At 42.0% G+C, this 20,900-nt stretch carries 21 protein-coding genes and 3 pseudogenes; 2 read left to right on the top strand and 22 right to left on the bottom strand.

The window, feature by feature from the left end; genetic code table 11:
- Nucleotides 1-103 precede the first annotated feature (103 nt).
- The 17 genes and pseudogenes from J1C81_RS08870 to J1C81_RS08950 form a co-directional block, all read right to left on the bottom strand.
- Complete coding sequence (locus tag J1C81_RS08870; RefSeq protein WP_032909757.1) at nt 104-931, bottom strand: amino acid ABC transporter substrate-binding protein; 828 nt, start codon at nt 929-931, stop codon at nt 104-106.
- Between the two features lie 117 nt (nt 932-1,048).
- Nucleotides 1,049-2,191, bottom strand: a complete 1,143-nt coding sequence (locus tag J1C81_RS08875; RefSeq protein WP_032909758.1) for a M20 peptidase aminoacylase family protein — start codon at nt 2,189-2,191, stop codon at nt 1,049-1,051.
- 112 nt (nt 2,192-2,303) lie between these two features.
- Nucleotides 2,304-2,414 (bottom strand): annotated as a pseudogene (locus J1C81_RS08880) (DUF4352 domain-containing protein); the annotation flags it as partial.
- A gap of 152 nt (nt 2,415-2,566) precedes the next feature.
- Nucleotides 2,567-3,283: a YebC/PmpR family DNA-binding transcriptional regulator gene (locus J1C81_RS08885; protein WP_002907099.1), complete on the bottom strand. Its 717-nt coding sequence runs from the start codon at nt 3,281-3,283 to the stop codon at nt 2,567-2,569.
- Nucleotides 3,284-3,550: 267 nt separating this feature from the next.
- On the bottom strand, nt 3,551-3,916 hold the full coding sequence (locus tag J1C81_RS08890; RefSeq protein ID WP_002915768.1) for a hypothetical protein: 366 nt from the start codon (nt 3,914-3,916) through the stop codon (nt 3,551-3,553).
- Nucleotides 3,917-4,146: 230 nt separating this feature from the next.
- Complete coding sequence (locus J1C81_RS08895) at nt 4,147-4,950, bottom strand: DUF6612 family protein (protein ID WP_002915769.1); 804 nt, start codon at nt 4,948-4,950, stop codon at nt 4,147-4,149.
- A 205-nt stretch (nt 4,951-5,155) separates the two neighbouring features.
- Nucleotides 5,156-6,250 (bottom strand): nucleotidyltransferase, encoded by a 1,095-nt coding sequence (locus J1C81_RS08900; protein ID WP_002915771.1) that lies wholly within the window; start codon nt 6,248-6,250, stop codon nt 5,156-5,158.
- A 32-nt stretch (nt 6,251-6,282) separates the two neighbouring features.
- Nucleotides 6,283-9,036: an AAA domain-containing protein gene (locus J1C81_RS08905; RefSeq protein WP_235787740.1), complete on the bottom strand. Its 2,754-nt coding sequence runs from the start codon at nt 9,034-9,036 to the stop codon at nt 6,283-6,285.
- A 30-nt stretch (nt 9,037-9,066) separates the two neighbouring features.
- A complete protein-coding gene (locus J1C81_RS08910; protein ID WP_002915773.1) occupies nt 9,067-9,801 on the bottom strand; it encodes a class I SAM-dependent DNA methyltransferase in 735 nt (244 codons plus the stop codon).
- A gap of 74 nt (nt 9,802-9,875) precedes the next feature.
- Entirely contained in the window at nt 9,876-10,241 is a 366-nt protein-coding gene (gene rsfS, locus J1C81_RS08915; RefSeq protein WP_002915774.1) for a ribosome silencing factor, read from the bottom strand.
- Nucleotides 10,242-10,250: 9 nt separating this feature from the next.
- Nucleotides 10,251-10,754: pseudogene (locus J1C81_RS08920) on the bottom strand (cysteine hydrolase family protein).
- Entirely contained in the window at nt 10,751-11,350 is a 600-nt protein-coding gene (gene yqeK, locus J1C81_RS08925) for a bis(5'-nucleosyl)-tetraphosphatase (symmetrical) YqeK (RefSeq protein ID WP_002915777.1), read from the bottom strand. The pseudogene J1C81_RS08920 and the gene yqeK overlap by 4 nt, the downstream one beginning before the upstream one ends.
- On the bottom strand, nt 11,347-11,979 hold the full coding sequence (locus J1C81_RS08930) for a nicotinate-nucleotide adenylyltransferase (RefSeq protein ID WP_002915778.1): 633 nt from the start codon (nt 11,977-11,979) through the stop codon (nt 11,347-11,349). Before J1C81_RS08930 ends, yqeK begins: the two co-directional genes overlap by 4 nt.
- 28 nt (nt 11,980-12,007) lie before the next feature.
- Nucleotides 12,008-12,319, bottom strand: coding sequence for a ribosome assembly RNA-binding protein YhbY (gene yhbY / locus J1C81_RS08935; protein WP_002896287.1), 312 nt, complete (start codon nt 12,317-12,319; stop codon nt 12,008-12,010).
- Nucleotides 12,320-12,426: 107 nt separating this feature from the next.
- A complete protein-coding gene (gene yqeH / locus J1C81_RS08940; RefSeq protein ID WP_002915779.1) occupies nt 12,427-13,533 on the bottom strand; it encodes a ribosome biogenesis GTPase YqeH in 1,107 nt (368 codons plus the stop codon).
- 2 nt (nt 13,534-13,535) lie between these two features.
- A complete protein-coding gene (locus J1C81_RS08945; RefSeq protein WP_032909759.1) occupies nt 13,536-14,063 on the bottom strand; it encodes a YqeG family HAD IIIA-type phosphatase in 528 nt (175 codons plus the stop codon).
- A gap of 175 nt (nt 14,064-14,238) precedes the next feature.
- Complete coding sequence (locus J1C81_RS08950; protein ID WP_002915781.1) at nt 14,239-14,928, bottom strand: hypothetical protein; 690 nt, start codon at nt 14,926-14,928, stop codon at nt 14,239-14,241.
- 177 nt (nt 14,929-15,105) lie between these two features.
- Between J1C81_RS08950 and J1C81_RS08955 the strand changes: the two genes are divergently transcribed.
- Together J1C81_RS08955 and J1C81_RS08960 are read left to right on the top strand one after the other, a co-directional pair.
- Nucleotides 15,106-15,732, top strand: coding sequence for a TVP38/TMEM64 family protein (locus J1C81_RS08955; protein WP_002915783.1), 627 nt, complete (start codon nt 15,106-15,108; stop codon nt 15,730-15,732).
- 68 nt (nt 15,733-15,800) lie between these two features.
- Nucleotides 15,801-15,905, top strand: a pseudogene (locus tag J1C81_RS08960) (transposase); the annotation flags it as partial.
- Nucleotides 15,906-16,008: 103 nt separating this feature from the next.
- Here J1C81_RS08960 and J1C81_RS08965 read toward each other — a convergent pair.
- From J1C81_RS08965 to gatC, 5 genes are all read right to left on the bottom strand, one after another.
- The gene (locus tag J1C81_RS08965) at nt 16,009-17,055 is read right to left on the bottom strand and encodes a 2,3-butanediol dehydrogenase (protein ID WP_032906405.1); all 1,047 of its coding nucleotides are present in this window, start codon (nt 17,053-17,055) and stop codon (nt 16,009-16,011) included.
- Between the two features lie 121 nt (nt 17,056-17,176).
- Nucleotides 17,177-17,533 (bottom strand): hypothetical protein, encoded by a 357-nt coding sequence (locus J1C81_RS08970; RefSeq protein ID WP_002915785.1) that lies wholly within the window; start codon nt 17,531-17,533, stop codon nt 17,177-17,179.
- 93 nt (nt 17,534-17,626) lie between these two features.
- Nucleotides 17,627-19,060, bottom strand: a complete 1,434-nt coding sequence (gatB, locus tag J1C81_RS08975; RefSeq protein WP_002915787.1) for an Asp-tRNA(Asn)/Glu-tRNA(Gln) amidotransferase subunit GatB — start codon at nt 19,058-19,060, stop codon at nt 17,627-17,629.
- Nucleotides 19,060-20,526: an Asp-tRNA(Asn)/Glu-tRNA(Gln) amidotransferase subunit GatA gene (gatA, locus tag J1C81_RS08980; RefSeq protein WP_002915789.1), complete on the bottom strand. Its 1,467-nt coding sequence runs from the start codon at nt 20,524-20,526 to the stop codon at nt 19,060-19,062. The genes gatB and gatA overlap by 1 nt, the downstream gene beginning before the upstream one ends.
- Nucleotides 20,526-20,828: an Asp-tRNA(Asn)/Glu-tRNA(Gln) amidotransferase subunit GatC gene (gene gatC / locus J1C81_RS08985; RefSeq protein WP_002915790.1), complete on the bottom strand. Its 303-nt coding sequence runs from the start codon at nt 20,826-20,828 to the stop codon at nt 20,526-20,528. The genes gatA and gatC overlap by 1 nt, the downstream gene beginning before the upstream one ends.
- Between the last annotated feature and the right edge of the window lie 72 nt (nt 20,829-20,900).

Below are 20,900 nucleotides of genomic sequence, written 5' to 3' on the forward strand. Positions count from 1 at the left end.
TAACAGCAGATAAAGGGCTGGGGAAATAAGCTTCCCCGCCCTTATCGTATTTCTTGTATCAAAGTCTAGTCGGCCAAATGCAGACTAGACTTGATGAGATTTCTTACTTGATGTCTTTTGCATCTGGCAGGTAAGAGCCGCCAAAGAATTCTTGTGATAGTTTTTCAAGCGTACCATCCTCATAGAGTTCTTTGATTCGCTTGTTGACAAATTTTTGCAAGTCTTCTTGACCGCTAGCAATAATCGGATAGACATAAGGTTGCTGGTCGCTTGGAAGCTCAATCACTTCCAGATTATCCAAGCCTTGGTCTTTGATAATAGACTCTACAGTTATGCGCTCAAAAATCTTATAGTCCGTACGACCGTCATTGAGATTGGCCAAGATTTGCTGAATGGTTCCGTCCGTATAATTGATTTTTGTCGGTTTATCGCTATGCTCCTTGTTGTAGTCCTCTAGTTGCTGAGCTGTTGAAGTCCCCTGAACAACCTCAGTAGACTTGCCGCCAATGTCATCCAGCGATTTGATTCCCTCGCCTTTACGGACAACTAGAACTGTTGGATTTTTCGCATATGGACTAGCATAGAGATATTTGTTAGCCCGTTCTTCAGAGTAGCTGATATTATTAGCACCGATCTGGTAGCGGTCGCTGTCCAGACCTGAGAAAATAGAAGCCCACTTGGTCTTATTGAAATTGACTTCATACTTGTCTGAGTCCTTAAAGATAGCGCGAAGGACTTCGATATCGTATCCAGTCAGTTTACCATCTTTATCCTCGTATGAAAATGGTTTGGTCGTTCCCACTGTTCCGACTTCTACCTTTATTTTCTCTGTTTTCTTCTCACTTGATGATGAGCAGGCCACTAGGGCACCAATGGCCAAGACACTGACAGCCGCCAGAGAGAAGTATTTCAAGGTTTTCTTCAGGTTCATATTTCGAATTCCTCCTAAAAAGTCTTTCTTTATCATATCAAATAAGGAGAAACTTGACCATTATATATTTTTTATGGAGGTGATAGCTTTTCTTTATCAGCTTTGAGGCAGCTATTTCTAGGCTTTTTGCTTGTAGTGCTGCAGGAGGAAGAGGGCGCTTTCGACATAGTAAGGAACGGAAACTTTGAAAGCTTCGTCATCAATGACCATGCTGTCGTGATGGAGGTCAGGAGCATTTTCTGCCCCATTTGAGCCGATAAAGGCAAAGACACCTGGAAGTTTCTCCTGATAAAAGGCAAAATCTTCTCCAGCTGAGGATGGATTGGCTGGCAGGACCTCGGCTAGATTCTGTGAATGCTCATAAAGCAGCTCGGCCAATTCGGGATCATTATAGGTCACTGGAGGAGTATGGTCCCAAGAAATCCTGACTTGAGCCCCAAAATTCTCTGCTGTATTCTCTACAATTCGGATAAAGTCTTCCTTGAGACGCTGCTGCAAGGTCGGATTGAAACTGCGAATCGTTCCTTCAAAAAAGCCCGACTGCGGCAGTACATTCCAAGTTGCCCCCGATTCTATATGAGTTACAGACAAGACAGCTGCTTCAAAAGGAGACACAGTACGAGCCACTAGAGCCTGCAGATTTTGAATCATACTAGTCAAGGTCAATACTGTATCAACCCCCAGATCTGGTCTAGCCGCATGGCTGCTGACTCCTTCTACCTCAACCTTGAACTTCTCAACCCCAGCCATCATGGCTCCAGCTTTAAGTGCCAGCTGCCCCGCCTTAAGCTGGGGCATATTGTGAAAGCCGATAATCGCAGACACATCGTCCAGCAAACCAGTCGCAAGTACCTGACTGGCTCCCTGAGAAGTTTCCTCAGCCGGCTGGAAAATCAGACGAACCGTCCCTCTCAAATCTCCTTCCATAGCCTTGAGTAGCTCCGCTGCCCCCAAAAGGCTGGTCTGATGAAAATCATGACCGCAAGCGTGCATGACGCCTGCATTCTGACTGGCGTAAGGCAGACCAGTCTGCTCCAAAATGGGCAGAGCATCGATATCAGCCCTCAGGGCAATAACCGGCTTGCCAGAACCTACCTCGGCAACTAGGCCGGTTTTCAGACCGGATTCTAAAATCCTAATATCCAAATCTTCCAGATAGCCTTTTAGAAAAGCCGTCGTTTCAAATTCCTGCCCAGACAGCTCTGGATGCTGATGAAGATAATGCCGTGTTTGTATCAGTTTATCATAAAATTTTTTCATGGCCGACTCCTTTACTCGAATACACCTATCTACCATCCAGTATAGCACAAAGCTGGACGCAGAAACAAAAATAGAGAGCAAATAATCAATAATTAGCCCTCTAATTTTTGTATTATGATATATCGCCTTCGAAGGAGATGACAATGGATTCATTAGAAAAATCACACTCCAAGACCCACTTACCATCTGTCTTTACAAATTTTAACTGATAATCTCGTTCTGGTTTGGAAGCAAGTCACAGGCCGCCAAGCTCATCTCCTTAACAAGTTAATACTATGACTTTTGTATTTTACCCTACTTAGCTGAGCTAGTAAATATAATTTGAAGCTTATCATCATAGAAAAACCTGTAGCTCCAACTACAGGTCAAGTATCTTTAGAATCCATCTACATTCGTATAGATTTTTTGGACATCTTCGTCGTCTTCTAAAACGCTATAAAGCTTTTCAAAGGTTTCGAGGTCTTCACCGGTCAACTCTACTTCAGACTGAGGAATCATTTCCAGCTCCGTTACTTGGAATTCTTGGATGCCAGACTCACGCAGAGCCACGATGGCCTTATGAAGGTCAGTTGGCGCTGTATAGACAGTGATGCTTCCTTCTTCTGCTTCAACATCATCAACATCCACATCCGCTTCCAGCAGCTGTTCAAAGACACTGTCAGCATCGTCACCCGCAAAGACAATCACACCTTTATTATCAAAAAGATAAGCTACAGAGCCACTAGCTCCCATATTGCCGCCATTTTTACCAAAAGCAGCACGGACATTGGCTGCAGTCCGATTGACATTTGAAGTCAGAGTATCGACAATCAGCATAGAACCGTTTGGCCCAAATCCTTCATAGCGGCCTTCAGTAAAGGTTTCGTCAGTATTTCCTTTTGCCTTATCAATGGCCTTGTCAATGACATGCTTCGGCACCTGAGCCTGCTTAGCTCGGTCAATAACGAATTTCAAAGCTGTGTTAGACTCTGGATCTGGATCACCTTTTTTAGCTGCTACATAGATTTCCACACCAAACTTAGCATATACTTTTGAGTTCGCGCCGTCTTTGGCCGTTTTCTTTGCCACAATATTGGCCCATTTACGTCCCATTGGAGATTCTCCTTTTGATAAATTACATTTTTAATCTTTCTTATTATAACACAGGGAATCAGAAAAATCACTAAGAAAAAATGATTGTTCCTAGAAGATTCTGGTTGGTTTCTTCAACTTCTACTAGGCTAAAATCGAGACAAAATTGATTTCTGTTTTCCTTCCATAAAAAATCCAGTCGCTAAAAGAGCAACTGGACGATACATTCTATTTCCCGAAACCGGCAGGTCTGTCATAACGGACCTTTACCGAAATCCATCAAAAATATCACTGATAATTTTTCACAATAGGCAAATCCGGTTTGCATCTGCTTAAGCAGGCAAAGACATCTTCTATTCGGCCATCTAAAAAAGTAACATCTACTCGAACGGACTTGCCATGATAAGGCTTGATATATAGGTAGTCTCTCCGATAGTACCTGACTCCTAGTCGAAAAGAAGCCTGCCCGTCAGAAGTCCGGCCCCAAGCCGGCCGGTACAAGATGCTTTCCAGCTGATTCCAAGCAAAGCTATGCCTTTTCAACAAAACACCTCGCACGGTCAAGCCCCATTCTGTTCCCGCAAGAACAAAGCACTTTTTACTCAGCTTACGTCCTGCATGGACTATTGCAAAGATTTCGACTACAGCAGTCATGAAAAAAGCAAGTATAAAAGGCAAACTGAACGAGCGTATTCCTGCTCCAGGCATGGCTTTATCAATTGAAAACAAGAGCAAGCAAGCTAAAGCACCGAAAATGATGCCTGAGACTAAGAAGACAGATGCCAAGATGACTATGGTCAAATAGAGTCCTCTACGATAGCGAAAAGCAAACAATAAAGGCATGGCTTTTCCCTTCTTTCTCAGCTAATAGTTTTGCTTATGCTTTACTGAGGCGCCTTAAACTCATCTTCCTCTACATTATTCCAGTCAGAATATTGAGTATCTGTTTGAACATCCAAACTGCCTTCTTCACCTTTATAAGATAAACCTAACTTAAAGTCTTTTAAGAATAAGGTCTTTTTATCCAAGCGTACTTCTAACTTCTTATCCATATCAGCCTGAGTAACACCTGTCAGCTCTAGTTTGAATTCTTCACCAAAAAGTCCTAGCAAATCAGCATTTTTACTGCTTAATTTAAAGATATATTCATCACCGCTTTCCTTTACAGTGACATCATCAGCCATTTGATAAAAGCCATCCATGAGTTTGAAATAATCGGGCTGAACATAATAATCTGCTCCGCTTCCCATTTCTTGCTTAGACCAGGTTCCATTTTTAGAAGAACGAGTATACAAAAGTTTATTCTCTCCGCCCGGCATAATCGCTTCTTGATAACTCTCCTGACCACTCTCTTTTCCATCTATGATTAAATGCCCCTTGGCTAGCTCATCCGTGCTTTTATCATAGAGAAGATCCCCGCTCATCGTTTGAGTTTTATTGGAACCATCTACAGTGATAGATAATTTCACCTTCATTTTCATTGAAGTTAGATCTTCATTCGCAGTTTCTGCTTTCTCCAAGAGTTCTTCAATATCGTCAGAAGAAGTATTCTTTTGGCTCTCACGGGAGCTATTCTCAGTCCCACCCTGATTCTTTTGAGAATGCTTCTGCCCAATCAAGCTACAAGCACCTAAACTAAGCGTAAGCAAGGCTGTAAGTGCCATAAAGGTAATCTTTTGAATTTTCATGAGTCTTCCTCCTTTGAGACATGGATAGGAAAGATAATCATTCAATCAGCACAGCAATGTTTTATTGACCAAATGCTAGCTTTCATATCTACAGTCAAATCAATAAAAAGCAAATCGTACTTCTTAGTGAAAACAAGTTTATTTTTTTATTATACCATTTTTTATTTATCGTCGCAAACAAAGCAAAAAGGCTGAACATTCAGCCTTACTTGTCTTTCATAATCGGAACTCGTCCAAAGTTCTGTTCCGTAAGTGCAGGATTGCCTAGTTGATAGACCTTATCAGCCTGCTGGGTCAAACTGTCCCACGGCTCCTTGCCGATACGGCTGACTAATTCAACCTTGCCCTTAAGCTTGGACAAATGCTGGCGTCCCTGCTCGGAAAATCCTAAAATATGAACACCTGACGGAAGCTCTTCTTGCCTAGCTCCGACCAGAATATAGGTCAAAAGACGCCGAACCCGAGCCTTGGTATAGCGCTTGGTTGCCACCTGTTCAACTAGCTCTTCTATGGTCTCACTGCTTTTCAAGGCCTCTCTTATCCTAACGGCCAATTCCTGATTGACCTGATAAAAGTTTGTCAAATCCGGACAGGTCACTATCTGGTAACGGAGATAGGAAAAAAAATTCGACCAGGTCACCTTGGGAGCCGTTTCCAGCAAGTGATGGGCTGGGGTGAATTTCTTGAGAAAGTCTGGCTGATCCAGATTCTGACGAAGGGCAGTTGCAGAGGCAAATTCTTGATTAGCTGATAAGGAATGGTAGCCAGCTCCCTGACGTTGAATCGGGCACAGTTTTATATCTCTTCCCGCCACAGCCTTGGCATAAGCCAAGCCCAAGATATGATTGGGCGTAGAGCCTGAGAAATTGAGCCCTGCAAACTCCTGCCACATAGCCTGAGTCTTCTGGGGATACGATAAGGAATCAGGCAAGCCAGCCAGATAAGCCTCCATCTGCTCTGCCTTTTCACCATAGACCTTGGAAATTCTCTCATAATCCAGCACTTCCTCGGTCCCAAAAGTCAGCTGTTCGATGCCCAGTCTCTCTAAGATATCTACTGCCCCCTTAGCGAAAAAGTCCGCCGCCTGAACGCTGACCAAGAAAGGCAACTCAAGGACCAGATCCGCTCCAGCTTCTAAAGCCATCTTCGCCCGAGTCCACTTGTCCACGATAGCCGGCTCCCCTCGCTGAACAAAATTACCGCTCATGGCGATGATTTTCAGACCAGAAGTCTGCTCCAGCAGATATTTATGCCCATTATGAAAAGGATTAAACTCTGCGATAATACCGGTGATAGGCATTAATTCCTCCTCGAATATAGAATTATTACTATTTAAATATTGTTAATCATATCTTTTGACTGAATGATTTCGTCAGTTGATTTATAATCAGCCAAAGCAATCCTTATTTTTTCTTCCTCGCCGCTACCATTTGTTGCTAACCTTAGTAAAGGAAGTTGATAATTTTTGAAAATATTATTTTTCATCGAATCTCGCTTCATTTGGTCAGGATTATTATGATACTTAACTCCATCAACTTCAATTGCTAGAACCGGAACTTTTGTAACCTTATTAAATATCAGGAAATCTACACTGGTTCGACTCTGATTAACAAATTTTGCTTCATCAGATGACAGCAATGAAAAATCTTTTATCAAATGTTTTAATCGGTACTGTGTGATAAAGTCAAGCTCTGAATATGAAGTAAGAATTTCTTTTAGTAATTCAAACATCAAATTTTCTGAATCATATTTTGAATGTTTGCTCCGATTTTTAAAATAATTTAGTCTACGTTCTTCATATTGTTTATACAGATAATCAAATACTGATCTAACCATACTGTCTTTGATATCACAATTTTGATATGCAATATAGTCTATTAAATCTGTTATATTCATATTTGATTTTTGTTTATTACCAGAAGTAACTAAAATAAGTCGATTTTTAGCTCTTGAAACAGCCACATTCAATAGGTGGGGATCATCAGTAAAATGTGTTATTTGATTATCTACTGTAGAAAGGATTATTGTTTCACATTCTCTACCTTGAAATTTATGTACAGTTTCACTAATATATTCCTCCAGTTGATTTTGAGACAACTCAATCTGATTACGATATGGAGCAATAATTCCTGTGGTATTATTATCTAATAGATAATAATCAATCACCTCTTTTTTTATGATATCAATTTCTCTCTGATTTGAGTGCTGGCGTGCATGATTCCCCGCTACAGACTTATAAGCAATAAGTACATCTTTCTCGCCATGATCTTTAGTCATAATACATAATTTCCCATTATAGAATTTTTGATTACAAAACTGAATAATTTTAGGATGACAGCGATAATGCTCTTTCAATAAGGTAGCAGGCTCTTCAGGAAATAATTCTACCATTACTTCCAAAAGGCTCTTTTTAAAGCTATATATAGGTTTTATCTTCAAATCCTTTCGTAAACATTCTGACTTTTCTTTTGCTTCCCTTGTAACAATATTTGGTAATTGCTTAAGATCTCCAACAATTACTACATTTTTAGCACATGATAAAGCTAATGCTCCTGTAGCAATATCGACTTGTGAGGCTTCATCAATAATTAAATAGTCGTACAACATAGAATCAGCTACACAGTTTCTGGCAGAAAATGTTGTACTTAAGATTATAGGATAATCTTTTAAAATTTTTTTAGAAAAATTTAGCCTATTCTTTGCAGAGTTATCTGTATTATTTACTTTCCGAGGCGCCCCAGGAATATATTTTTCTAACAAAGCACTTTTCAAAATAGATTTTGAATATTCTATCATATTGGCTATATATTCATCGCCCAAATTCGTTTTATAATCATTTTCGAGTTTTGATAACTTTTTATTAAGTTTTTCCAACTCAGTCTCATAGAATTTCTTCTGAATCGTTGCAGCTAAAAAATCTGGATTTTGCTTATAAAAACTAAAATTCCTTATTTTATATTTAAAAATACTTTTTATTTTAAATATAAAACCGATTTTTCTATTTTGTTCAAAAATTTTTTCATACTCTAACAATAAATCCAAAAGAACTTTTGGAGATAACTTTGATAAATCTACTTCAAAAAGATCCTTATCAGACATGTAATCTTGAAAATGTTGATATTCTATCTCAATAAAAGAGATCTGTGATTTTATATTTGCTATTTCTTCTTTTAGCGAAAAAGCCTTTTTAACCAGTTCAAACTTTAGATTTCTTTCTTTATTTTCAAGAATATCTGGTAAATAATTAGGATAATGAGAAGATTGATTTTTTAAAAATTTTTCTTTATTTTTTTTACTGCCCAGTGTAGCTGTCAAAAAATCTAAAGCTATCTCTGGTTGAGATAATTTCTCTTTAATATTAGCAATTGCAGAATTATTATTTGACACCACTAAAGCTGTCTGATTTCTGTAAATAATATTCGACAAAATATTTAAAATTGTTTGAGTTTTTCCTGTTCCGGGAGGTCCCTCAATGAAGCTAATTTGATTTTTCAACGCTTTTTCTGTCGCAATGAGTTGACTATTATTACAACCGAAAGGAAATATTAGATTTTGATCATCAGATTTAGATTCCGATTCAGATTTTGTACTTGATGCTGATAGGAAACGATGTAAGACAGATTGTTGTGAAACAAAAGTAACTCTTTCATAATTCTTACCTAAAAGAGAACTACCATCGTCAGATTTTATATTATTTAAATTGGCAAGTTTTTTAAGATACTCAAAGACGTCATTAGCCTCTTTTTCAAATAAGGCGGATTGTTCAATTTTTAAATTCTCTTGATTTAAAATAACGTTCTTACCATGTTCAAAACAAACTTTTATTTTATTTTTCTCTAAATATGAGTATTTTTCAACAGAGATAACATTATTATAGGCGCCACATCCTGAGCGGCTAAATTGATAATTTTCTACAGGTAATTTTTCCAAAAATTGATATTCTTCAACATCTTCTTTGTTATAGGAATATTCTTTATTATTTGTATACCTCACCTTAATTTTGCCCTCTATTCCCGGCTTAATTGATAAAACATCATCTGTCCGATTTTTCTGTTTTATAAAAATTAAAGTCTGTTTATTTTCCAAATTCAATTCCTCAAAACATATTGCTAGGCTTTATTTCTCCGCCACAAAGAACCAGCGAGCGCTCTTGTCAGTTGGCTCCTTGTCCTCAAAGTCCGCGTAAACCTTGATATTCTTAAAACCAGCCTGCTCCAGCAAGATATCATAGGTCAGAATCTCATAGGTCCGCTCCTCATGCACCTCATCATGGCGCGTGAAGCTCCCATCCTCCTCTTGGACAAAGAAGGTCAGCTCATGCACGATGGAATGAGGCGGTTCATCCGCATAAGAATCCCAGACCATGGCAAAGGTTTCAGCATTTTCATGATAGGAATAGCCTGGAAAAACCTCATCAATCTGGTAAATCGAGTGCACATCAAAGATAAAGCGACCGCCCTCATTTAGATGCTGGTAGACTTGAGTGAAAACCTGACCGACATCGACTTCGTCCTCCATATAGCAAATGGAGTCTGAGTAACAAGTCACCAAATCAAACTGACCAACGCCGCTCAAATCCAGCATATTGCCCTGGATAAAGGGAATGTCCAAACCAGCCTCTCTGCTGCGCTTCTCTGCCAAATCCAGCATTTCCTGACTCAGATCCAGCCCCGTCACATCAAAACCAGCCTTCTTAAAATAAATAGACTGAATGCCCGTACCACAGGCCAACTCCAGCAGCTTTTTCTTATCCTTGGGAAAATGACGCAGGCTGAAATCTGTCCACTTCTCATACAAAGAATCATCCATAATCGCATCGTAAACCGACGCGAAGGTTTCATAAGTTGCCATACTTTTCCTTTCAAAAATAGCCCAGCCAGCAGGCTGACTGAGCTAAATTCTGCTTTCTGCCCAAGGGCAAAAAATCACTTGTTTTTTTCTTCCAATAAGGCTGCAACATCCACACCAGTTGCTTCGTGCCACAACTTTTCAAGATTGTAATGCGCCCGCATTTCCTCAGAAAAGACATGGACAACGATGCCGCCCAAGTCTAAGAGCACCCAGCCGCCAGCTGCGTCTCCCTCAACATGACCAGCAGAAACACCCGCCGCCGCAGCTTTCTCACGGATATTTTCAGCGACTGCATCCAGCTGACGACTGTTCATCGAGCTGACGATAACAAAATAATCTGTCACAGTAGTCAGACCTTGCAAGTCCAACGCCACAATATCTTCTGCACGCTTTTCATCGGCCGCTTTCACGACCAGTTCCAATAATTCTTGTTCTTTCATAGTTCCTCTTTAATTAAAAATGTTTTTGTAATCTAGAACATCCACAAAACGTCTGTCCCAAATTTTTTGGTAAAAAGTATTTATTTTTTCTGCCGAAGCGTCTTCTCCATCAAAAGTTGTAAAAGCACCCTCTGGAATGACGAGTTTATAATCAAATTCAAATCCAACTTTAACCGATGCATCTACACAATATTCTGTCTGCATTCCACATAAAACTAGACGACCAATATCTTCTTTATCCAAGTAATCCTTCAAACCTGTCTCTTTAAATATACTATTATACTTCTTCTGAAAGACCTTTTCATCTGACTTTCTATTCAAGAGAGGAGACAACTACCAATCTTCCAATGCACTGTCTTCTGGATTTTCAATATGCTGAATATAGATAATTTCGACACCTTTACTCCTAGCCTGATGCTGCAGAAAGGAAATTTTATCCATCATTTTATCAGATCGAAAACCTGTTTCTACTAAGATATTTTGTACATCTATAATGATTAGAGCTGTTTTCATTCTTCTATTTCCTTCAAATATCCTACAAAGGCATTGTAGGTCTCCAAGGTCTGCGGGTAGATAGGGATTCCTTTATGGGCTAGATGCTCCACCGTCCTTGCTGTTTCATAGGCCACAGCTTGATTGAGTGACCGCTGAGCCAGCTCTCTGGCCTTGTCTACTCCCGGAAAATCTCGGTTGTGCTCGATATAGTCAGCGACATAGACGACCTTGTCCAGTTCAGACATGGTGCCACTGCCTACTGTATGAATCTCGATGGCTCGCAGAATATCAGCGTCTTTCACGCCTAAATCTTCCTGAATCTTGTAAATGCCCACCATGCCATGCCAGACATTATTGCCCCAGTTTTTCAAGTCAGGATCCAGCTGATATTTGTCAATCAAGGATAGAAAATCCTCGTCCGATACCTTTTTGGCATAATCGTGTAGAAGGCCTGCCAGACCCGCTTTTTCGACGTCAAGACCGAAGCGCTCCGCTAATTCACGAGCAGCCTTTTCCACGCCTAGACAATGCCGCAGGCGCTTCTCAGGCATAACAGTTTCCATCTTAGCCAGCAAAGCCTCACGGCTCATGCTGATATAGCTTTCATAGATCATAGGTAAAGCCCTTCTTTCTCGATATAGTCTAAGACTAGCTGAGGCAGCAGGAAATTAGGAGTCCGTCCCTGAGCCAGAAAATCCCGCACCATACTGGAGGAAATATCCATAAGGGGCACATCCACCCAGATGACAGGGTAAGAAGTTCCCGCCTTGTATCGCGGCCGCTGAACACCGACAAACTGAACCAGCTCAACCAGCTCATCAATCCGGTACCACTTAGGAAGATAGTCCACCATATCTGCACCGATGATAAAGTAATAGTCCGTATCTGGATGCTGCTCTGTCAGGAGCTTCATGGTGTCGTAGGTATAGGAAATTCCCTTGCGCTCCAGCTCAATGGTTTCAATCCCTAAGCCTTCAATGCCCTCAATAGCCAGCTCCAGCATTTTCAGCCGATGCTTTTCATCAATGGTCTCTTTCTTGTCCACATGGGGCGGCTCGTACTCAGGCATGAGTAGGACCTGATCCAAGCCTAACTGTTGCCGGACCTGATCCGCCACGACCAAATGAGCATTGTGGACAGGGTTGAAATTCCCACCTAAAATACCAATCTGCTTGCGTTTTTTATCTTTAACTTCTGGTTCTAAATCCACCTTGGTAAAGGGGGTCAGTAATTCAATAGCCATAGGCTGATATCTCCACAGAAATTTTTTCTTAAATTTGCTTGACTTTGACAGAGAGTTTGCGATTTTCCTTTTTGCTGGACTGCTTGTAGAGGATTAAGATCCGGCCAATCTTCTGCACTGTATCCACTCCGATTTCCTCTTCCAGAATCTCAGCAACTTCATGGATATTCTCATCTGTATTCTGCAAGAGCGTAACCTTGATTAATTCTCGTGCGTCCAGTGCCTGACGAACGCTGGTTTTGATTTGGTCATTGAGTCCATTTTTCCCAATCTGAATGATGGGTTTGAGACTGTGTGCCTGACTGTTGAGAAAGGCACGTTGTTTTGATGTTAGTGTCATGTTCTTCTATAAGGCTTGAGACAGTTGGGACCTGCTTGTCTCCCCACTGCTCATGGCCTTTTCCTTCCTTGTTTTAAGGGGATTTATTCCTCTTTGTTTCTTGAGTATTATATAATAGCTTTCCGAGTGACAACCGCCACACCCTCTGGCGCCCAGCCAGCTATTCGAGCAGGACCACTGACGCGAATCCAACCCAGACCAGAGAAGACGATATCTGTCTTGTCCTTGATAGTAAATTCATGCTTGACCAAGGCTGGAAATTCTTCCTTTTCCTTGCCAACCGGCGGTACTAAGAGACTGCCGACATGCTTGTCATAAAAATCGCTGGCACCTTCCAACTTGGTCCGGTGAAGCTTGAGCTCATTGTCAAAATAAGCCGTGAAGCCCTGCTTATCGCCTGCCACAAAATCGAAACGACCTAAACCACCCAAAAAGAGGGTTTGCTCTGGATTAAGCTGATAGGTTTTGGGCTTGATTTCCTTTTTGGGGCTGATGTATTTGAGATTCTTAGCAGAAAGATAGTGAGCCATCTGGTGACGATGGATAATGCCTGGTGTATCATAGATATGACTGCCATCTGCCAAAGGAATCTCGATTTTATCCAGAGTTGTGCCCGGGAAACGCGAAGTCGTAATAATATCCTTGTCACCCGTGATTTCCTGAATAATGGCGTTAATCAAAGTGGACTTGCCCACATTGGTCACGCCGACTACATAAACATCACGTCCCTTGCGGCAATGCTCAATCTTGTCAATCAAGTCCTTGATGGCCTGCTTGTTCTGAGCAGAGGTCAGGACCACATCGACCGGACGCAGGCCTTCTTCGTGAGCCCGCTCTGTCAGCCATTGGGTCACCTTGCTATCCTTGACCGACTTAGGCAGAATGTCCTTTTTATTCCCAACCAAGAGAACATCGTTTCCAGCAACAAAACGAGGCAGGCCAGGAATAACCGAACCATTAAAATCAAAAATATCGACAACATTTACGACCAAGGCGTCGCTATCTCCAACCTCATGCAGAAGCCGCAGAAAGTCATCATCCGTCAGCTGGACATCGCTGATTTCATTATAATGGCGCAGGCGGAAACAGCGCTGACAATAGAGTTCACCTGTCTCCAAGCCTTTTTCTAGAGCTGACTGAGGTGTGTAGCCCAGCTTGCCCTTATCTTCTGTCTGAATAGGGGCTCCGCAGCCGATACAGAGAAGTTCTTCCATACTTAAATTCCTTTTTTGTATTGAATTGGGCCGTATTTTTCAGTGATTTTCTTGAGCACACGGCGTTCACGCGCCCGATTGATCTGGGTCTTGATAGAGTCGTGCTCGACCAGCGGCTTGACCAAAATCGAACGAATCCCAGCCCGATGAGCAGCTCGAATATCCGTCATGAGCTGGTCGCCCACCATGACCACTTCATTTTTTTCAAAATGAAAAAGCTTGAGCGCCCGGTCAATTCCCCAAGTGAAGGGTTTCATCGCCCAGTAGACATAGTCAATTTCAAACTTTTCAACAGCCCGCTTGACCCGTTTTTGGTTATTATTGGACACCACGATAATCCGAATGCCCGCGTCCCGCAAATCATGGAGCCACTTCTTCATCTCTGGGGTCCCGTCAGGATTATTCCAAGCAATCAAGGTGTTGTCCAAATCCACCAAAACCGCTTTGATCCCCTGTTTTTTCAAACTCTCTACTGTCAAATCGTAAACTGCCTCAACCGCAAAGTCCGGCATATAATCTTCAATCGCCACATCTCTCTCCAAAAATTCGTATTCTCATTATTATAGCATAAAATGGGCTTTTTGGCACTCCTGGTCCTATTTCTTCTAGAGTGAATAGGTGATGTTCACTTTTCTATTTTTCAAGCAAATGAAAACAGCTCCCCAAGCGGGAAGCTTCATTTTAAAATGGAACAAAAATTTATACTCACAGTCTAGGCCAGTGGCCATCTTTTTCTTTCCGTAATTTTAATTCATAAAATTCTTGAAGATCGAGAATAATACCGGTAGCACCCTCTGCTTCATCTATTTTTATATGAAGAACCTTAGAAAATTTCTGAAAATCCTTCTCCTCAACACCTGGGGCGATACGAATATCGACAGATTGCCATTCACCATCTTTCTCTTCGTAGCCTACTAAAGCAACTAGAAAATCTGTTCCTATTTTATACTCACCGGTTAATAACATTGCTATATCATTAAAAAGACCGTCGTAGTAGGTAGGATTCGACACTGCAAACAATATAATATCTTCTCTCTTGAGCTCTCCATCGACACTAGCTAGGGGAATCTCATCTACATGCTCAAGCATCGGAAGAACGGTTTCATGTCTTAATGAAGCAATGCTTAAAGAATTGTTGTATGGAGAAGATGGATTCATAATTTTGCTATAGCTATTCACATACTCTGCGACTCCTCCCAAAAGGAACAAGAAGAAATAACTAACTACAAATAGTAAAGTACGTGTTTTTCCGAAAAATAAGAAACAAATTAAGGAACAAATAATTAAAAATAATACAAAGAGAATAATTGTATGAGGGTGGGAAAATACTCTTATGAGATTATCATATGCAATTTCCCATAATTTTTGATGATATAAATTTAGATATTCTTCCACTATAGGCTCTCCTCTTACGCATTTTTTGATTTTGAACGATTATTTGAAAACTTATGGTTTACTAATTACATCATTATATCATCTTTGAGGCTTTTTGGCACCTTCAGCCTCAAGAGTTACAAAAAGGAAAAAAGATGATATTATAGTGGTGATAGTATAAATGTCCTGGAGGTTTGTATGACAGAAAAAAACAGGCAGATGCAGGCTGTTTCCCCTCTTTTGCAAAAGATTATCAACTGGTCGTCCGCCATTGGCGCTCTAGGAACGGTGGCCTTTTGTCTTTGGGCCTATTTCGCAGGTGTTCTCCAGTCCAAGGAAACTCTCTCAGCCTTTATCCAGCAGGCGGGCATCTGGGGACCTCCTCTCTTTATCTTCCTGCAGATTCTACAGACGGTCGTGCCTATTATCCCCGGAGCCCTGACCTCTGTCGCCGGTGTTTTCATCTACGGCCATATCGTCGGCACCATTTATAACTATATCGGTATTGTCATTGGCTGCGCCATTATATTTTATCTGGCCCGCACCTATGGTCCAGCTTTTGTCCAGTCCGTCGTCAGCAAGCGCACCTATGATAAATATATCGGCTGGCTGGATAAGGGGAATCGCTTTGAGCGCTTCTTTATCTTCATGATGATTTGGCCTATCAGTCCAGCCGACTTTCTCTGCATGCTGGCGGCCCTGACCAAGATGACTTTCAAAAAGTACATGCTGATTATCCTTCTCTGCAAGCCCATCACCCTCGTCATCTATACCTACGGATTGACCTATATCATTGATTTTTTCTGGAAAATGGTCTCCAAATAAAAAGAAGTTGAATTGAACCGCACCCCAAAATTTAGACAGAAAAAATCTAACTTTTGGGGTGTTTTTAAATGAAACTAACTTATGAGGATAAAGTTCGAATCTATGAACTAAGAAAACAAGGAATCAGCTTAAAGCGACTTTCAGAAAAATATGAAATGAACCTTTCAAAACTTTTGACATCCAACCTCTTTCTAAATCTTTACTTATTACAGCACAAACCATAAAGAAAAATCAGCCAGTTTTGACTGATTTTCGTCTCATGATTAAGCAAAGATTTTATTCTGGCGATACCAAAATCTTGATCTGCGCCTTGTCCTGAGTCAGCTCGATAAAGCCTTCTTGCACAATATCCTCTAGCTTAATCTTCTTGGTCACAAGCTTGTCAGCAGAGAAATAGCCCTGCTCCATCAGTTCCAGCACCTTAGGGAAAATATGCCGATAGGCGATAATACCCTTAAGCGATTTTTCTTGAATGGCAAATTCATTAGGGTTGATGCTAGCTTCTCGTTCCCAGATAGAAACCACCATACATTCTCCGGCCTTGTGGACAGCAGCTAAAGCTTGTCCCAGCACAACCGGCACCCCAGTCACTTCATAAGACACATCTGCCCCGCCACCAGTTAAACGCTGAATAGCAGCTACCACATCTTCGCCTTCTTCTGGTCGCACAATGATGGCCCCAAGCTCCTCTGCCTTGGCTTGGCGTTCTGGAGATAATTCAACTCCATAAATCTTAGAGGCACCGGCTGCCCGCAAAGCCTCAATAATCAAGAGCCCGATTGGCCCCAAACCGAAGACAACCGCTGTATCGCCCGTCTTAAGAGCTGACTGACGGACTGCGTAAACAGCCACAGCAGCAGGTTCTGTCAAGGCTGCCTGCTCATAGCTAAGACTGTCTGGAACTTTGTGAACAATGTCTCCGTCCAAAACACAGTATTTGGCAAAACCACCGTCTGCCGCCAAACCGACAAAGTTTAGATTGGGGTCCAGATTATAATCACCGACAAGATTATGCTTAGCCAAAATGGGCTCAACTGTCACCCGGTCGCCAACTTTGACCCGTGTCACAGCACTGCCGACCTCAACAATTTCGCCAGCAAACTCATGTCCCAAAGTTACAGGCGCTTTCTGGCCAGAATAGACATGCTCTGTTTCTGTCGGAATAAAAATCGGTCCGTCCAAGTATTCATGCAAGTCAGTTCCACAGATTCCTGTATACTTGACCGCAATTTTAACCTGATGCGGTTGGACTTCCGGTACATCCACTTCTTCAATACGGACATCTTTAGCGCCATACCAACGCGCAGCATTCATTTTTGCCATAAACATACCTCACTTTATAATTTGTTAGTTTAATTGTAAACCCTTTCAGAAATCTTGTCAAAAGATTAGCTACATTTTCAAAAAATAACATACAAAAAACCAGCATCTGCTGGTATCAAGTTTATTCTGCAATTCTAGCAGAGTAGAAAGGAAGAAGGAACATTAAAACAATATAAAGAATCAAGAGAATCGCACGAAGCAATCCACCAAATAGAAAAGCAACTACTAAAGTTCCCAAACAAATAGAAAAATTAGTAAAATTTGTTTCAATCAGCAAGGTTTGCCCTGCTTTAACTGTCACTGGCTTGGTTTTCATAGGAGCTGCTCCTACACGAACAACAGCTTCTTCTCCCTCAATAGGAAAAATAGCCTCGTCACCATTCTTAATTGCGCCAACTTTCTGTTCATTTATAAAGATTGGAAACTTTCCAATAATCCCTACAAAACCTGTCCCACGTTTCACTTTGATTTCCGACATAAAGACTCCTTTGTTTTTTTTAATTATTTTAACATAACCGATGGCTAAAGAAAAGATAGAAAACCAGCCTCACGACTGGTTTTCTACTTATTTCTATAATTTCTCCAACTCTTCATTGAGCAGTTTTTGTGCTACTTGTGGGTTGGCTTGACCCTTAGTGGCCTTCATAAGCTGACCAATCAGTGACTTGGCCGCATTCTTATTGCCGCCCTTATAGTCATTGATAGCTTTTTCGTTGTTTGCAAATACTTCTTGGATGATTGGCAGAAGCTGCGCAGGGTCTGAGATTTGAATCAGGCCGGCTTTCTGTACATACTCCTTGGCAGAGCCACCATTTTTAGCCAGATGGACAAAGACCTTCTTAGCAATCTTAGAAGAAATCGTTCCGTCTGCAATCAGAGCAATCATCTCAGTCAAGTTCTCAGGTGTCAGCTCAATCTCAGAGATGGTCTTGCCTTCGGCATTGAGGTATTGAGCCACTTCCCCTTGGAGCCAGTTAGAGACAGCCTTGGCGTCACAGCCTGCTGCAAGAGCTGCTTCAAAGAAGTCTGACACAGCCTTCGTCGCTGTCAACTGCTTGGCATCGTAATCAGACAGACCGTAATCGCCCACATACTTAGCCCGGCGTTCTTTTGGAAAGGCTGGCAGACTGCTGCGTACTTGCTCAATCCAAGCATCTTCAATCTCAAAGATAGGTAGATCAGGCTCTGGGAAGTAACGGTAGTCCGCTGAACCTTCCTTCACCCGCATGAGCAAGGTTTCGCCAGTCGCTTCGTCATAACGACGGGTTTCCTGACGGATTTGGCCACCGCTGCGTAGAATTTCTGCCTGGCGTTTTTCCTCAAATGCCAGACCCTTACGAACAAAGTTGAAGGAATTAAGATTTTTCAGCTCAGTCTTGGTACCAAACTCTTTCTGGCCGTAAGGACGGATAGAAATATTGGCATCCACCCGCATGGAACCCTCTTCCATCTTGACATCCGAAATGCCCGTGTACTGGATGATTTCCTTGAGGGCAGTCAGATAGGCATAAGCTTCTTCTGGACTGCGCATATCCGCTTCTGATACAATCTCAATCAGCGGCACCCCTTGGCGGTTGAGGTCCACATAAGAGTAGCCGTCACTGCCGTGGGTATTCTTTCCGGCATCTTCTTCCAAGTGGGCCCGCTCGATACGGATTTTCTTGGTCGTGCCGTCTTCTAGCTCAATCTCAATCCAACCATTGTAGCCAATCGGCTCATCAAACTGAGAAATTTGATAAGCTTTTGGATTGTCCGGATAGAAGTAATTCTTGCGGTCAAAGTGCATTTTTTGGTGAATGTCCATGTTCAAAGCCAGAGCAGCCTTGATACCGTAGTCAATGACACCCTTGTTCATAACAGGCAGAACACCAGGGAAAGACCAGTCAATGATATTGGTGTTGGCATTGGGATCTTCACCGAAGTGAGCTGGAGCCGGTGAGAAAATTTTTGAATTGGTCTTCAATTCAACATGGACTTCCAGTCCGATAACTGTCTCAAAGTTCATTATTTTTCACCTCCAAAGATAACTGGCTGCTGTTTGTGGTAGTCAGTCGTTGCTTCAAATGCTGCGGCTGCCTGATAGATAGTCGCTTCATCGAAGTGGTTACCAATCAACTGCAGGCCGACAGGAAGACCATCTGCAAAGCCAGCTGGGATTGAAATGCCCGGTAGGCCAGCCAGATTGACTGGAATGGTCAAAAGGTCAGCCAGATACATAGCCACTGGATCCTGGTTTTGACTGCCCAAGTCATAAGCTACAGTTGGTGCAGTTGGACCTAAGATCAAGTCGTATTTTTCAAATACCTTAGCAAAATCTTGCATAATCAAGGTCCGAACCTGACCAGCTTTCTTGAAATAAGCATCGTAGTAACCAGATGACAAACTGAAAGTTCCCAGCATGATGCGGCGTTTCACCTCTTCACCAAAGCCTTCACTACGAGATTTAACATAGACATCTTCTAGATTTTCAATACCTTCTGCGCGGTAGCCATAGCGAATACCGTCAAAACGTTGCAGGTTAGAGCTGGCTTCAGAAGAAGCAATGATATAGTAGACTGCTACGCCATACTTACTGTGGGGCAGGCTGACTTCTTCAACAATAGCTCCTAGACTTTCCAAGTGCTTCGCCGCTGCTAAAATCGTTTCCTTGACCTTGCTGTCAATTCCCTCACCCATGTATTCCTTAGGCAAGGCAATCTTCATCCCCTTGATATCTTGGCCAATCTTGCTGGTAAAGTCTGGTACTGCTTCTTGTGATGATGTAGAGTCCTTAGGATCATTACCAGAAATAACATTCAAAAGCTGGGCATTTTCCTTCACTGTCTGAGAGAAAGGCCCAATCTGGTCTAAAGAAGAGCCAAAGGCAATGAGACCAAAACGCGAAACCCGTCCATAAGTTGGCTTGAGGCCGACTACACCGTTAAAGGAAGCCGGTTGACGAATAGAACCACCCGTATCTGAACCCAGTGACAGACGAACCTGACCAGAGGCAACAGCTGTCGCTGAACCACCAGATGATCCACCAGGAACCTTGCTGCTGTCCCAAGCATTCTTAGTCGTCTTAAAGTAAGAGTTTTCGCTAGAACCCCCCATGGCAAACTCGTCCATGTTGGTCTTACCAACGATAATCATGTCCTTACCGTAAAGCTTCTCTACGCTAGTCGCATCGAAAATCGGCTTGTAATTGTAGAGTATCTTAGAAGCAGCCGTCGTCAAAATCCCCTTGGTTGAGATATTATCCTTGACTGCCAGCGGAATTCCGCTCATAAGATTGTCCGCATCAATGCCCTTGGCGTCTAGAGCCGCAGCCTGAGCTAAAGCCTCCTCTTCGCTGACAGTAATGAAGCTGTCTACAGCTCCTTCACGTTCTTTGATATCTGCCAAAGTTGCCTGAGTTAACTCTACCGCAGAAATTTCTTTCTTGACCAGCAAATCATGCAACTCTTCAATGGTCTTGTGATTAAAAGTCATTAGGCATCTCCTCCGTCATCTAGGATGGCAGGCACTTTGATGTAGCCCCGCTCTTTTTCAGGTACATTTTGGAAAAGCTCGTCCCGGTTCCAGCCTGGCTGAGCCACATCTTCTCGCATATAGTTGATATTGGCAGCTACATTGGAAGTGAAAGGCACACCCTCTGTGTCCACTTCATTGAGCAATTCGACCATGTCGACAATCTTGGTTAATGTCGTCGCAAACTCAGCAGTTTCTTCTGATGAAAAAGCCAGTTTTGACAACTTTGCTACGTGACTTACTTCTTCTTGAGTAATCTTCATCTCTGATTCCTTTCATAAGATATGTGATCTTTAGCGACTGAAAATAACAATTTCTAGATAACATCTTATTTC

Source organism: Streptococcus sanguinis (assembly GCF_050225395.1).
Lineage (GTDB): Bacteria > Bacillota > Bacilli > Lactobacillales > Streptococcaceae > Streptococcus.

Excerpts from the sequence above, each read along its gene's own strand:
- J1C81_RS08870 (WP_032909757.1), bottom strand. The coding sequence starts at position 931 with ATGAACCTGAAGAAAACCTTGAAATACTTCTCTCTGGCGGCTGTCAGT.
- J1C81_RS08875 (WP_032909758.1), bottom strand. The coding sequence starts at position 2,191 with ATGAAAAAATTTTATGATAAACTGATACAAACACGGCATTATCTTCAT.
- J1C81_RS08885 (WP_002907099.1), bottom strand. The coding sequence starts at position 3,283 with ATGGGACGTAAATGGGCCAATATTGTGGCAAAGAAAACGGCCAAAGAC.
- J1C81_RS08890 (WP_002915768.1), bottom strand. The coding sequence starts at position 3,916 with ATGACTGCTGTAGTCGAAATCTTTGCAATAGTCCATGCAGGACGTAAG.
- J1C81_RS08895 (WP_002915769.1), bottom strand. The coding sequence starts at position 4,950 with ATGAAAATTCAAAAGATTACCTTTATGGCACTTACAGCCTTGCTTACG.
- J1C81_RS08900 (WP_002915771.1), bottom strand. The coding sequence starts at position 6,250 with ATGCCTATCACCGGTATTATCGCAGAGTTTAATCCTTTTCATAATGGG.
- J1C81_RS08910 (WP_002915773.1), bottom strand. The coding sequence starts at position 9,801 with ATGGCAACTTATGAAACCTTCGCGTCGGTTTACGATGCGATTATGGAT.
- rsfS (WP_002915774.1), bottom strand. The coding sequence starts at position 10,241 with ATGAAAGAACAAGAATTATTGGAACTGGTCGTGAAAGCGGCCGATGAA.
- yqeK (WP_002915777.1), bottom strand. The coding sequence starts at position 11,350 with ATGATCTATGAAAGCTATATCAGCATGAGCCGTGAGGCTTTGCTGGCT.
- J1C81_RS08930 (WP_002915778.1), bottom strand. The coding sequence starts at position 11,979 with ATGGCTATTGAATTACTGACCCCCTTTACCAAGGTGGATTTAGAACCA.
- yhbY (WP_002896287.1), bottom strand. The coding sequence starts at position 12,319 with ATGACACTAACATCAAAACAACGTGCCTTTCTCAACAGTCAGGCACAC.
- yqeH (WP_002915779.1), bottom strand. The coding sequence starts at position 13,533 with ATGGAAGAACTTCTCTGTATCGGCTGCGGAGCCCCTATTCAGACAGAA.
- J1C81_RS08955 (WP_002915783.1), top strand. The coding sequence starts at position 15,106 with ATGACAGAAAAAAACAGGCAGATGCAGGCTGTTTCCCCTCTTTTGCAA.
- J1C81_RS08965 (WP_032906405.1), bottom strand. The coding sequence starts at position 17,055 with ATGGCAAAAATGAATGCTGCGCGTTGGTATGGCGCTAAAGATGTCCGT.
- J1C81_RS08970 (WP_002915785.1), bottom strand. The coding sequence starts at position 17,533 with ATGTCGGAAATCAAAGTGAAACGTGGGACAGGTTTTGTAGGGATTATT.
- gatB (WP_002915787.1), bottom strand. The coding sequence starts at position 19,060 with ATGAACTTTGAGACAGTTATCGGACTGGAAGTCCATGTTGAATTGAAG.
- gatA (WP_002915789.1), bottom strand. The coding sequence starts at position 20,526 with ATGACTTTTAATCACAAGACCATTGAAGAGTTGCATGATTTGCTGGTC.
- gatC (WP_002915790.1), bottom strand. The coding sequence starts at position 20,828 with ATGAAGATTACTCAAGAAGAAGTAAGTCACGTAGCAAAGTTGTCAAAA.